At 65.5% G+C, this 13324-nt stretch carries 12 protein-coding genes; 5 read left to right on the top strand and 7 right to left on the bottom strand.

Annotation, left to right across the window (positions count from 1 at the left end; all coding sequences use genetic code 11):
• Nucleotides 1–18 precede the first annotated feature (18 nt).
• The gene (locus AC1VV3_RS18365) at nt 19–2580 is read left to right on the top strand and encodes a TonB-dependent receptor (RefSeq protein WP_482963139.1); all 2562 of its coding nucleotides are present in this window, start codon (nt 19–21) and stop codon (nt 2578–2580) included.
• Nucleotides 2581–2809: 229 nt separating this feature from the next.
• A complete protein-coding gene (locus AC1VV3_RS18370; RefSeq protein ID WP_431567648.1) occupies nt 2810–3193 on the top strand; it encodes a hypothetical protein in 384 nt (127 codons plus the stop codon).
• Between the two features lie 4 nt (nt 3194–3197).
• Here AC1VV3_RS18370 and AC1VV3_RS18375 read toward each other — a convergent pair whose 3' ends face one another.
• The 6 genes from AC1VV3_RS18375 to AC1VV3_RS18400 form a co-directional block, all read right to left on the bottom strand.
• The gene (locus AC1VV3_RS18375; RefSeq protein WP_431567649.1) at nt 3198–4238 is read right to left on the bottom strand and encodes a DUF3667 domain-containing protein; all 1041 of its coding nucleotides are present in this window, start codon (nt 4236–4238) and stop codon (nt 3198–3200) included.
• Nucleotides 4239–4312: 74 nt separating this feature from the next.
• On the bottom strand, nt 4313–5101 hold the full coding sequence (locus tag AC1VV3_RS18380) for a ParA family protein (protein ID WP_431567706.1): 789 nt from the start codon (nt 5099–5101) through the stop codon (nt 4313–4315).
• 286 nt (nt 5102–5387) lie between these two features.
• On the bottom strand, nt 5388–5732 hold the full coding sequence (gene rpoZ / locus AC1VV3_RS18385) for a DNA-directed RNA polymerase subunit omega (protein WP_132265859.1): 345 nt from the start codon (nt 5730–5732) through the stop codon (nt 5388–5390).
• Nucleotides 5733–5797: 65 nt separating this feature from the next.
• Nucleotides 5798–6391 carry a DNA-3-methyladenine glycosylase I gene (locus AC1VV3_RS18390; RefSeq protein WP_132265861.1) on the bottom strand — a complete coding sequence of 198 codons (594 nt, stop codon included), beginning with the start codon at nt 6389–6391 and terminating at the stop codon, nt 5798–5800.
• On the bottom strand, nt 6373–7029 hold the full coding sequence (gene alkB, locus AC1VV3_RS18395; protein ID WP_482963140.1) for a DNA oxidative demethylase AlkB: 657 nt from the start codon (nt 7027–7029) through the stop codon (nt 6373–6375). Before alkB ends, AC1VV3_RS18390 begins: the two co-directional genes overlap by 19 nt.
• Nucleotides 7019–7732: a 2OG-Fe(II) oxygenase gene (locus AC1VV3_RS18400; RefSeq protein ID WP_431567651.1), complete on the bottom strand. Its 714-nt coding sequence runs from the start codon at nt 7730–7732 to the stop codon at nt 7019–7021. Before AC1VV3_RS18400 ends, alkB begins: the two co-directional genes overlap by 11 nt.
• A gap of 186 nt (nt 7733–7918) precedes the next feature.
• Between AC1VV3_RS18400 and AC1VV3_RS18405 the strand changes: the two genes are divergently transcribed.
• Entirely contained in the window at nt 7919–8743 is an 825-nt protein-coding gene (locus AC1VV3_RS18405) for a DUF4198 domain-containing protein (RefSeq protein WP_431567652.1), read from the top strand.
• Nucleotides 8744–8754: 11 nt separating this feature from the next.
• Entirely contained in the window at nt 8755–9216 is a 462-nt protein-coding gene (locus tag AC1VV3_RS18410; protein WP_132265869.1) for an EF-hand domain-containing protein, read from the top strand.
• A 137-nt stretch (nt 9217–9353) separates the two neighbouring features.
• Here AC1VV3_RS18410 and AC1VV3_RS18415 read toward each other — a convergent pair whose 3' ends face one another.
• Nucleotides 9354–11627, bottom strand: coding sequence for a S9 family peptidase (locus AC1VV3_RS18415; RefSeq protein WP_482963141.1), 2274 nt, complete (start codon nt 11625–11627; stop codon nt 9354–9356).
• A 285-nt stretch (nt 11628–11912) separates the two neighbouring features.
• On the opposite strand from AC1VV3_RS18415, the gene fumC reads away from it, so the two are divergent.
• Entirely contained in the window at nt 11913–13292 is a 1380-nt protein-coding gene (gene fumC, locus AC1VV3_RS18420; protein WP_431567654.1) for a class II fumarate hydratase, read from the top strand.
• The last annotated feature ends 32 nt before the right edge of the window (nt 13293–13324 follow it).

Below are 13324 nucleotides of genomic sequence, written 5' to 3' on the forward strand. Positions count from 1 at the left end.
CAGAAACCGCGCGGCTCGGTGATCGGCGATATCGCGCCCGAAGTGACTTTCAATGCCGGCGACGTGCGCGCCCTGGGTGTTTCCAGTGTCACCGAGCTGCTCGAAGAACTGGCGCCGCAAACCGAGAGCGCGGGCGGCGGTGCGCCGGTCGTGCTGCTGGAAGGCCGTCGCATCGCCAGCTTCCGCGAAGTTGGAACGATCCCGACCGAGGCGATCCAGCGCGTCGAGATCCTGCCCGAGGAAGTGGCCCTCAAGTACGGTTATTCGGCCACTCAGAAGGTCGTCAACATCATCCTGCGGCAGCGTTTCCGCGCCTTCGCCGTCGAAGGCGGCGGCAAGCTGGGCACCCAGGGGGACGGCCTGGGCGTCAATACCAAGGGCGATTTCCTGGCGATCCGCCGCGGCGAACGCGTCAATATCGACGCCAACTATTCGCACGCCAATCCGATCACCGAGGCCCAGCGCGGCCTGGCCACAAGCGGCGGCGACGGCAACAACCGCACGCTTCGCCCGGAATCGGAAGCGCTGACGCTCACCGGAACCTGGGCCAAGCCGCTATCCCATGTCTGGATCGCCACGCTCAACGGCGAGGCCACCACCACCGACACCCAGGCTTTGCGCGGTAGCGCGGTGCCCAACGTCACTATCCCCGGCGGCAGCCCTTATGCCAGCGGCACCGCGGACGAGACCTTCCTGCCGACCGTCGACGGGCTTTCGCCCTTGCGCAACAGCAACAGCACCCAGACCGGCCACCTCGGGCTGACACTGAACGGCACCACCCAGAAATGGCAGTGGAGCGTAATCGGCAACTACGACCACAGCGACACCCGCTCGATCCAGCAGCGGCCGCTGAACCTGGCCGACTATGCTGCAGCCGTAGCCGCGGGCGATCCGCTGGCCGATCCCTCGCTGCCGGTCGCCGGGGAATTCCTCGACTTCCTGCCGGTGAACCAGACGCGCAATTCCACCGACAGCGCCGAACTCAACCTCGTCGCCACCACCTCGCCCCTGCAACTGCCCGCGGGCGCCGTGAACACGACGATGAAACTGGGCGGCAATCTCGACCGTTCGGACGGCACGGTGACCCGCCTCGGCATCTCCCAGCCCACCAGCGTCGGCCGCGACCAGGGCGAGGCCTCCATCAACATCGACATTCCGCTCAGCAGCCGCGCCGTGCCGCTGTTCCCGGGTGCGGGCCGGATCTCGCTCAACGCCAATGCCGCCGTGCGCCAGATCGGCGATTTCGGGACCTTGCGCACGTTCGGCGGCGGCCTGACCTGGAACCCCACGAGCCAGTTCAGCCTGATCGCCAGCTACCGCGACGACCAGAACGCCCCCACGGCCGCACAGCTCGGCGGCGCCGTTATCACTACGGCCAATGTCGACATCTTCGACTATACGCGCGGCGAATCCGTGCGGGTGACGGCAGTGACCGGCGGCAATCCCGACCTGAAGGCGGCGGGCATGCGCAATTTCAGACTGGGCGGGACGTTCCGGCTGAACGATCCCAACATCACGCTCAACCTCGACTATAATCGCACCTGGCAGCGCAATCAGGTGACCGCCCTGCCCGGCGCGACCCCGGCCGTGGTCGCGGCCTTCCCCGAACGCTTCGCCCGCGATGCCGACGGCGAACTGGTCGCCGTGGACTTGCGACCGATCAACATCGCCAGCGAGGACAAGTCCCAGCTGCGCATGGGCATCACCTTCACGAAGTCGCTCAAGACGCCGCAATCGCAGATCGATGCCATGCGCGAAAGCATGCGCAAGCGCTTCCCGAACGGCTTTCCCGGTCGCCGCGGGGGTGACAACGACGCGCCGCCGCCGCCGCCCGGCGAGGGCGACACCGCCGCAGCCGGGCGTGACGCGCCGGGCGGCGCCTCGCCCGATGCAGCGGCGAGCGCTCCCGGCAACAGCGGCGGGACGGAGGCCGGCGGCGGCGAAGGGCGGAGTGGCGGCGAAGGACGCGGCCCGGGCGGCGGTGGTTTCGGCGGTCGCGGTGGTTTCGGCGGCGGCGGGTTCGGCGGTGGCGGCGGACGCGGCGGACGCTTGACGTTCTCGCTCTATCACACCTGGGTCTTCTCGGACCGCGTCGTGCTGCGCGAAGGGCAACCCGAGATCGATCTGCTCGACGGCGGCACGATCGGCGCCAGCAGCGGCGGCACGCCGCGCCACAAGCTGGAACTTCAGAGCGGCTATTCCCAGAGCGGCCTGGGCCTGCGCCTCACCGGCAGCTGGCAGAGCGGCACCACGGTCGACGGCGTGGACGGCTATCCCACCACCCAACTCCGCTTCGAGGATTTCGCCAAGTTCGACTTGCGCCTCTTTGCAGACCTGGGTCAGCAGCCCAAGCTGGTGGACAAGATACCCTTCCTGCGCGGGGCGCGGGTGACATTCTCCGTCGCCAACCTGTTCGATGCGCGCCAGAAAGTGCGGGACGGCAACGGCAATACGCCGCTGGCCTATTCGCCTTACTACCTCGACCCGGTAGGCCGGGCTTTCCAGATCACATTCCGCAAGCTCTTCTTCACGGGACCTCCTGGAGGCCAGCAGCGCTCGGGCGGGAACACCCGGTTCTGAACGGCGAGGCGAAGGCGGCCCGATCCGCCGCCTTCGCCTCGCCGGATCGAAGCCCGAAGCGAACGACATCGGGAAGGGAAAGTTAAGGCTGGTATTTGCGAATGATTTGCAATAGCATTGATTTGGCGATCTGGAGTGCCTGACGATGACCTTCCACTTTCCTTCACCAATCCGGCCTTCACCAATCCGGCCTGCACCTGCTCCGCTCGCACCTGCTCACCTCTCGGCCATGCTGCCACCGAGCGTGCTGGTCGATGCGGCGCGGTGCTGGCGGCACGCTCGCGGACAGGATCGCCCCACACAGCCGTCCCTCGCCTCGTGCCTGGACACGCTGGACTGCGTCGTGCTGGCGCCGGTGATCGACAGCTTCTGCCTCCTGTTCGAAGGCGCGCTCGGCCGCCCGTTCCGGGTGGGCAGGTCGCATAGCCTCTCCTCGGACGAACGGCTGATGGTGGCTCTGCTGGAAGGACCGGCCACCCGCGCCGCCGCCCTCCCCTGCGAAGAGCCGCGCGGTCGCTTGCTGGATCTCGCGATCCGCTCGACGCGGATCATGGTCGCCTTGACGCTCAAGCAGACCCGCCGGGCCAGAGCGCTCACCGAAAGCCCATCCTGACCGATCAGAGGCTGATCTGTGCCATGATCATCACGAAGAAGATGATCAGCGCCGTCGAGGAGAACCAGACGAGCAGCACCGTACGCCACAATGCGCCGAAGCGGCCAAGGCCGTAAGCCCCGCGCAATTGCCTGAACATGTGGATCGGCGGGAGAAAGAACAGCACGGCCAGCAGTGCATTGGCGCCGAGCCAGTCCATCACCATGCCGAGAATCACCAGCATCGTCATGAAACAGAGCGAGTAAGTGACGAAAACCGTATGGTCGTAGAGGTGAAACCGCCGACTGAACGGGAAAAGCAACCACAGGAACGGCACAGAAATCGGGATCAGTGCCCAGCTGTACTTATAGGCGTAAGTCTGAAGCTTGTAGGCGGCGAGTTCGGGGTTCTTCTTGAACTTCCTGATGGCCTTATCGATCTGGTGGAAATCGCTGAACCGCCGGGTATCGGGAATATTTTCGGCAATGGCGGAGCGGGTGTCCTTCATCGCCTCCAGCGCCTGCTCCCTGCCGTCGATACGGCGGTCCAAGTCGCCCGTATCGGCACGGCCGTCCTTCAGTTTCTGCCGCTGTGCCTTCAGGACGCCGAGTTCGGCCTCGGTGCCGCTGATCGCCTTGTCGAGATCGCCGCTCCGAACGGCCGGCGTTTCGCCGCCCTCACTGCCTTCGAGCGCGTGGAAGACCGCGAACATCAGGAACACGCTGAACAGGAACAGCGCGATCGGCGAGACATAGCTGGCGCGCCGTCCGTCGATATATTCGCGGGTCAGCCGCCCCGGCCGCCAGGCGAGCATCGGCAGCGTCCGCCAGATCCTCCCCTCGAAATGAAACACGCCGTGCAGCAGGTCGTGGAAGAAAGCGCCCAGACTGCGATGGACATGGGCCGCCTGGCCGCAAGCGTGGCAATGCGTACCGATCAGAGGCGTGCTGCAATTGAGGCAGGCCGTCTCATGCGTATGGCCCTGGCTCCCTTGCGCCGGGTCCACGGCAGAGGCAGTCAAAGTGCCCTGGCCGATTTCCGCGAGACTTTCCGAGATCCCGTTCATGCGTTTCCCCCTGAAACGCCGATGAACCTACCGCGTTGTCGCCGCCCTGAACAGTCGTTCCAGAGAAGCCCGCGTCAGACCCGCCGCTCGGCGAGTTTGGCTTCGATGGCATTCCACAGCCGGGCAAACTGCTGCGCCGCGGGGCTTTGCGGGGAATGCGCGCCGACGGGCTGGCGGTGCACCGCGCATTGTTCCACCGCACTGGCATAAGGCACGGTCGGCCAATTGGGGTTGGCGTCGCGCGCCTGCTTGTGAAGGGCGCGCCGCAGATCCAGCATGGACAGCACGGGCAGGATCGGCGGATGACGCCGGGTATTGCCTGCAATCTCGCGCACGACCAGATCGAAGGCGCGTGCCGAAAGCGGCGATGGCGGCAGCGGCACGATCACCAGATCGGCCGCGCGGACCACTTGCGCGGACAGCTCGTTCATCACCGGAGGGCAATCGAGCACGATCCGGGCGTAGTTTCCGGCCAGTTCCTCCGTGAGCTTGGCCAGGCGCCGACGTTTGCCGATGCGCACCAGCTGGGCGTCAAGCGCGCGAATGCTTTCGTCTGCAGGAAGAACGTCGATCCCGTCCCAGGCTGTGCGCTGGATCAGGCGCGTAGGCGATCGATCGCGCGAGAAGACATCCTCGGCCAGTCCCGAACCCTTGGGTTCGAGGCCATAGAGAAACCCGGAACCGCCCGCTGCGTCGAGGTCCCAGAGCAAGGTCGAATGCCCGTCCTGCGCCGAACACCAGGCCAGGTTGGCAGCGAACGTCGTTTTACCGACGCCGCCTTTCACGCTGTAGATGGCGATCGTTGCGCTGTTTTCCGGACGTGGCCCCTCATCCTCGTCCTCACGCGCGGCTGCCGACAGCATCCGCGCCCGCACCGATCCGCCGGCGATCCGGGGCAACTTGTTCTTCTTTCCAGCCACGCGGAGATCGTTGCCCGTCACGGCCCATCCGTCAACCGCGAACCTTGGCATTATGGCCCAGGGCATTCGAACGGAACGAATGGCCACCCAGCCAAACGGGCACGGCCCGCGCTTTCATCCGGTCTCCCGCAGTCTGCACTGCATGGGAGAACCGGAAGGAAGCGCGGGCCGAAAATGCCGCAGGATCGACTGAAAGGGCTGAATCCGGTTTCCCGGTCAGCCCGGAAAATCAGCCGTCGTAGTCGCCGCCCAGCGAGGTGTTGCGGGTCGGAGCCGAGGCCGTGATGCGCAGGGCTTCGGCCGACTGGCTGAGCGAGCCGATTTCGTCCATCTCGTCGTCGTCGTCCGGCAGGACGCGCTGCATCGAGGTGACCAGCGTTTCCTTGAGGATCGAAGGGGTGACGGTTTCCTCGGCGATTTCGCGCAGGGCGACGACCGGATTCTTGTCACGATCGCGCTCGAGGGTGAGTTCCGCACCGCCCGAAATCTCACGCGCGCGCTGCGCGGCAAGAAGGACCAGATCGAAGCGGTTGGGAATCTTGTCGACGCAATCTTCGACGGTAACGCGCGCCATGGGCACTCCGTATAAAATCTGGTGGATCGGTGAACCTGGCCCGATAAGCCCCGATCCGGGCAAAGTCAAGAAATCTGCGCGCCTGCCACTGCGTCCCTGCGAAAGCACGTCGTCTCGTGGTCGTTGACCACGCCCACCGCCTGCAGCCAGGCATGGACGACCACCGGGCCGACGAAGCCAAAGCCCCGTTTCTTGAGCGCCGCCGACAGCGCATCGCCCGCAGCCGACCGCGCCGCGCTGCCGGTCCCGTCACCCATGGCAGGATCGCCGTCCACGAAGGACCAGACGAAAGCCGAAAAATCCTCGCCCCGCTCCTGCATGTCCAGAAAGCCGCGGGCGTTGCGGATAGTCGCCTCGATCTTGGCGCGCGAGCGGACGATACCGGCATCGCCCATCAGCCGCTCGATCTCGGCAGGCCCATAGGCGGCGATGCGAAGGGGATCGAAGCCCTCGAAAGCGGCGCGGAAGGCATCGCGCTTGTGAAGGATCGTTCGCCACGACAGCCCCGCCTGAAACGTGTCCAGCACCAGTTTTTCCCAAAGCGCACGGGAATCACGGATGGGCACGCCCCACTCTTCGTCATGATAGGCCCGCATGCGGTCATCGCCCTCGGCCCAGCGGCAGCGGTGGATCGTTTCGGTCACGAGGTCTCTCGGCATCGGGCTTTCCGGAATGTTAGGTTGTAGCGCCAGGGTCCGGTCTCAGGATGGGGCCCCCGCTCCACGCTGTCCAGTCCGTGGAAAACCAGTCGCGAGGGCCCGCCCCAGACCACCACGTCACCATGGTGCACGCGGTGCCGCCGCACTTTGTCACCGCGCGCGAGGCCTCCCCAGAGAAAGCTGGCCGAAAGCCCCAGCGACACCGAAACGATCGGCGCCTCCCGGTCGCGCTCGTCCATGTCCTGGTGCAGCGAGAGGCGCGTCTCCGCATCGTACCGGTTGACGAGGCAGGCATCGGGCAGGAAGCCATCATATCCCGCCCTGGCTGCGGCACGCCCGGCCAGCGACAGGAAGGCCGGCGGCAAGGGCGGCCAGTTCAACCTCGTTTCCGGATCGAGCGGCTGATAGCGGTAGCCCTTGCGATCGCTGACCCACCCGGTCTCGCCGCAATTGAACATCCCGACCGACAGACGCCCGCCGCTGCGGGTCGTCATGTGCCGGAACGGTGAAATAGCCGCGAGGCGGGGAATCTCGGCAAGCAGCAGGGAAGCCTCGGCCAGTCCGAAACCGCCCAGCAGCACGGCGCCGGGGCCGAGCGGGATGGCTTCGCGGCTTTCGGCGAACAGGTCAGGCTGCATCGTGGAAGATGATCCCCAGAGTATGCCGCTTGCCGGAATGCAGCTTGGAAACGCCGTGCCGCATGGTCACGCGGTAGTCCCCGCGCGATCCGCGCTGCGGCCGATTGTTGACGGCGAAGACCACCGCATCGCCCTGAGCCAGCGGCACCACGATCGGCCGCGACTGCATACGCGGTCGCTGCTCGGTCAGGACGAATTCTCCGCCAGTGAAATCCCGGCCGGGCGCGGACAGCAGGACCGCTACCTGCAGCGGAAAGACATGTTCGCCGTAAAGGTCCTGGTGGAGGCAATTATAGTCGCCCGGCCCGTATTGCAGCAGCAGCGGCGTGGGACGGCGCTGGCCGGCCTCATGGCAGCGGGCGATGAAGCTCTCGTGGTCCGGCGGGAAGCAGGTGGTCAGGCCCATGCGCTCGTTCCAGCGGTTCGCAAGCGGCGCCAGGCGGGCGTAGAGCGCCTGGCGCAAGGCTTGCACCGGATCCGGCAAGGGATAAGCGAAATAGCGATATTCCCCCAGCCCGAAGCCATGCCGCGCCATGTGAATGTGGCTGCGAAACGGGCCGGAAACATCGTAAAGCGCCGCGATCCGCGCACATTCGGTTGGATCCAGGAGGCTAGGGAGCAAAGCCCATCCTTCGCTGTCGAGCTGGGTCTCGGCATTCGCCCAGGCGGCGGCGTCCTCGGAAAAGTACGTGCTTTCGATCATCGGGCAGCGCCTAAGCTCATAGCCCGGCGATAGCGATCCGATCCTTGCGGTCAAACTTCATTGCAGATGGCCGGGCGGGTGAGTTGCCTGCCGCTGCCGGGGATGCCGCAACCGCACGGCGATATTGCTCTCCGGATACAATTATCGCTATTGATTCGCATTAGATTATATGGCCAAGAGTTCGCCATGCCTATCATCGAGAAAGACCCGATGCCCTTCTCTCACCGCTTCAGCACGATCGCCCCTATCCTCGGCAGTCTCGCCGCCGTCACTCTTGTGGCTTCGCCGGCCCTTGCCCATTCGCCTTACCTGCTGCCCAACGGCTTCGCGCTCGACAAGGAGGATCACGTCACCGTGGAAGCCTCTTTCAGCGAGCACGTCTTCGTGCCGACCGTCGCCATGCAGTCCGATGACTTTCACCTGGTAGGACCGGACGGAAAGGCCGTGCCGCTGAAACCCGTGGCCCTGCGCGATCTCGTGATCCTGGAAGCCCCGCTGCCCGCTGACGGCACTTACCGCCTGACCAGCGGAGAGCGGCAGGGCCGCGTCGCCAAGGCCGCGCTGATCGACGGCACATGGGAATTCGTGGCGCCGAACCGGCCGCTTCCTGCCGGCGTCGTCCCGGTCGACATGCAGAGCGTGACCAAGGCCGAAGCCTATGTGACGCGCGGCAAGCCCGGAGATGCCGCACTCGCGCCTTCCGGCAAGGGCATCGAATATCGCGCGCTGACCCACCCGTCGCTCATTCGCGCGGGACAGCCCGCCGAATTCGAGCTGTTGTTCGACGGCAAGCCGCTCGCCAATGCCGATGTCGAAGTGGAAGAAGCCCGCGCCGGGCAGGTCGAGAACCGAAGGCTGCCGATCATCACCAGCGACGCCCGCGGACGCTTCACCATTACCGCGCCGGAACCTGGTCTCTACTTTGCGATGACCCGCCACCGCGTCGGGGTGATGGGCGCGCAGCCCGCGCGAAGCTACACTTACGCCCTGACTTATTCGGTTACCAACTGAGGATGAATACCATGAAGACGGCCATCTGCGCGGCCTCCCTGATCGCCGCGACCCTCGCCGGCAGCACGGCGGCCCATGCTGCCTCCCACGATCTCGCCACCTTCATCAAGGAGCAGGATCTCGACGGCGACGGCAAGGTCAGCAAGGAAGAGTTCCAGCGCGGCCGCGACGCCGAATTCGCCCGGATGGATCGCAACCGCGACGGCGTGCTCTCGCATGACGAATATGTCGGCGACTACCGGGAGCGCCTGGAGCGCGAACTGGCGCAGCGCCCCGAAAAGGACCGCGCCGAAGAGCGTACCCGCCAGCTCCGTCAGGCCGAAGTGCGCTTCGGCGTGCTCGACAGCGACAAGAGCGGCAGCATCTCCCCGGCGGAATTCGCCGCCACCGGCTGGGGCATGTTCCTGCGCCACGACACGAACCACGACGGCTTCGTCTCGGCCGACGACACGCCTGCCAAGGACGCCGACTGATCTGGCCGGCGAGGGGGCGCGATAGGGCGGCGTGGTGACCGCCCTATCGCCGCTCCGCTGAGGTACCGCGCCGAGCCTGAGGCGGTGTCCAGTCCGGGTCCATCATTCCGAGCGGAACGAAGCCAGCCAGTGCAGCTTCACTGCAGGCTGCGGATGAAGAACTCGGACAGGCGGCGCGTCACATAATCGATCGGGCCGGTCGACCGCCCGACGCTGTGCTCGCCGCCCGGCACCACCAGCAGGTCGAAGTCCTTGTCCGCCTTGATGAGGGCATCGGCGACCTGCATGGTCGAGGCGGGATCGACATTGCTGTCCTGCTCGCCCACGATCATGAACAGTTTGCCCTGGAGCCGAGCGGCATTGTCGACGCCGGAGGCATCCGCATAGCTCTTGTCCACCGGCCAGCCCAGCCACTGTTCGTTCCAACTGATCTTGTCCATGCGGTTGTCGTAGCAGCCCGCCATGGCGACGCCGGCCTTGTAGAAATCGCCATGGAACAGCAGCGCGTTGAGCGTGCTCTGCCCGCCCGCCGAAGCGCCGTAGATGCCGACGCGGCCGATGTCGTAGGCCGGGTCTTTCGCCGCGAGAGCCTTGTGCCAGAGGATGCGGTCGGGAAAGCCCGAATCCTGGAGGTTCTTCCATGCCACGTCCTGGAAAGCCTTGGACCGGTTGGCAGTGCCCATGCCGTCGATCTGCACGACGATGAAGCCCAGGTCGGCCAACGCCTGCATGCCGATCACCTTGTCGCCGCCGGAATGGTAACCGAAGGGCCAGAAGCTCTTGGGCACGAAGCTGTCGTGCGGGCCGGCGTAGATGTTCTCGATCACCGGATATTTCTTCGCCGGATCGTAATCGCGCGGCCGGACGACGAGCCCCCAGATGTCGGTCTTGCCGTCACGGCCCTTGGCGGTGAACACTTCGGGCGCGTGGAAGCCGGCGGCGGCGAGGCGGCTGATATCGCCCTTGGCCACTTCCATGATCGGCGCGCCGTCGCTCGTACGGTGAAGCACGCTGACATTGGGCAGGTCCGCCCGCGAGTAAGTATCGACGTAGAACTGCATGTCGGGAGAGAAGCTGACGGTGTGATCGGCGCGCTCGGGCGTGAGCGGGGTGAGGTTCCGGCCGTCGAAATCGATGCGATAATAGTGGCGGAAATAGGGGTCCTCGCCAGCGGTCATGCCGCTGGCGGCGAACCAGATCTGCCGCTTTTCGTCGTCCACCTTCACCACGTCGCGCACCACCCACTGGCCGGTGGTGATGCGGTTCTTCACTTTGCCGGTGCGGCCGTCGATCAGGTAGAGGTGGTTCCAGCCATCGCGCTCCGAAGCCCAGACGATCTCGGCGCCCAGCCCCTTCACGTCGTGCGAGAAACGGCGGTCGGCATAGACGAACGTCTTCGCATCCTCGGTGACGGCGGCATGGGCCGCGCCGCTGGCAGCGTCGACCGCGATGATCCGTGCCTGCCCGAAACCGCGGCGGACATAGTCGAATTCGGCGCTCTTGCCGTCGGCGCGCCAGCGCACCCCGGAAAGCTCGTAGGCATTGGGGAACAACGCCGGGTCGACCACGGTCTGCCGCTTCTCAGCAATGTCGAAAAGCACCGGCTGCTCCTCGTCGATGGCATCGCCGGGCTTGGGATAGAGCTGCGTCTGGAGGCCCGGCTGCGCCTTGTCCTTCGGTGCCGCTTCCACGCGCAGGACATGGCGCGCGAAACCGGGACGCACGCGATAAGCGATCAGGTGCCGGCTGTCGGGCGACCAGGCAATCGTCTCGGGATCATAGAAATTGCCGGACGAACCATCGCTGCTGAGGCGAACGACCTCCAATGTCCCCGCAGCGCGGACCACCAGGTTGTCATCCTGGACAAAGGCTTCCCACTTGCCGTCCGGCGAAAGGCGCGGATGATTGTCCGCCGGTACCGAGAGATCGCGCACCACGCCGAAACCCCGCGGACGGCGCGGGTCTTCCTGCTTTTGGCAGGTGTAGTCAGTCAGCTTGCAGCGCCAGCCCTCTTCGTCGAGCCAGAACTGTATGGTCTGCCGATCGCCTGCATAATCGAACTCGGCGAAAGGGAGCCGCAGCGGGGCGACCGCATGGCCCAGCGCTTCGGTCAGGCTCGCGGCCAGGCGCTGCTGGTCGAACGCGGCGCTGCGCTTCTGCGAAACGGCTTCGACAGTCTCGAAGGCGAAGCCGCCTTCCACGGTCTTGCGATAGGAAAAGGCCGTTCCGTCCGGCGTCCAGTGCGCGGGCCAGGACACGTCGCGGGTGAGATACTGCCAGCTTTCGCGCAATGCCAGCGACCGTTCCAGGTCTGCCCGCGTCGGCGCCGCAATCACCGCCCCGGAAACGAGCGCCGCGCAGCCCGCCAACATCAATCCGCAGATACGGGCACGACGAGCAGCAAGCGACATGGGATAGGACCTCGGCAAGGAATGGAAACCAGGATCGTATACGGTATTACACCGTCGGCGCAATATGCACACCTGACCCTGCCCGTCAGGACGAGAACCGGCTCATGCGGAAACCGCCGAACCTTAAGCGATAATTGCTAATGCTTCGCATATGCTTTTCCTCAAACAACGGCCATGGTCTCCCAGCGGTGCATTGATTCGCCGCCATTGAACCCCTCGGGGGGAGATCCTAGGTTCAACACGGGCCAGATAGCGCGGTCCGGCAACGAGGAGACGGTTACGGCCATGGATATTCGTCGCGAGTCCGACAGCATCGGTGAAATCGAAGTTCCTGCGGAGGCTTATTGGGGCGCCCAGACCCAGCGCAGCATCGAGAACTTTCCCTTTGCCGCCTCCGAACGCATGCCTTTGCCGATCGTGCGCGCCCTCGCCCGGGTGAAGCTGGCCGCCGCCCGTGCCAACCGCGCGCACGGCCTCGACGCCAAGCTGGCAGACGCCATCGAGACGGCCGCCGGTGAAATCGTTGCGGGCAAGCTGGACGCGCAATTCCCCCTCGTGATCTGGCAGACCGGCAGCGGCACCCAGAGCAACATGAACGTCAACGAAGTGATTGCCGGACGCGCCAACGAGATCCTCTCCGGCCAGCGCGGCGGCAAGAGCCCGGTCCATCCGAACGATCACGTTAACCGCGGCCAGTCCTCCAATGACAGCTTCCCCACCGCGCTGCATGTCGCGGCGGTCGTGTCGATCGAGGAGGAGCTGGTGCCCGCACTGGACCGGCTGACCGCGTCGCTCGATGCCAAGGCCAAGGCCTGGACGGATATCGTCAAGATCGGCCGCACCCATTTGCAGGATGCCACGCCGCTGACACTGGGCCAGGAGTTCTCCGGCTATGTCCAACAGCTCCGCGATGCCTACCAGCGGATCCGCGACGCCGAAAAGGGCGTGCTGCGTCTGGCGCAGGGCGGCACCGCCGTCGGCACCGGACTCAACGCGCCGGAAAACTTCGGCGAGGATATCGCCGCCAATCTGGCCGAGCAGACCGGCAAGGCCTTCGTCAGGGCACCGAACACGTTCGAAGCCCTCGCCAGCAACGACGCCCTGGTCCAGCTTTCCGGCACCTTGTCGACCCTGGCCGTCGCGCTGACGAAGATCGCCAACGACATCCGCCTGCTCGGCTCCGGCCCGCGATCCGGCCTGGGCGAACTCGATCTCCCGGCGAACGAGCCCGGCAGTTCGATCATGCCGGGCAAGGTCAATCCCACCCAGTGCGAGATGTTGACGATGGTCTCCGCTCAGGTGATCGGCAACCACCAGGCCGTAACAGTCGGCGGCCTTCAGGGCGCTTTCGAGCTGAACGTGTTCAAGCCGATGATCGGCGCGGCGGTGATCCGCTCTATCGAACTGCTCGCCACGGGCATGACCAGCTTCGCGGAACGCTGCGTGGACGGTATCGAGCCGAACCGCACCCGGATCTCCGAATTGCTGGAGCGCTCGCTGATGCTGGTGACCGCGCTGGCGCCCGAAATCGGCTATGACAATGCCGCCAAGATCGCCAAGCATGCCCATGCCGAAGGGCAGACCCTGCGCGAAGCCGCGCTGGAACTCGGCCTGGTAGACGGCGCCACTTTCGACCGTCTGGTGCGGCCGGAAACGATGGTCTGAACCCGGCCGCTTGAGCTCAGTCGACGGCGTTG

Source organism: Novosphingobium sp. BL-S-34, from assembly GCF_056857015.1.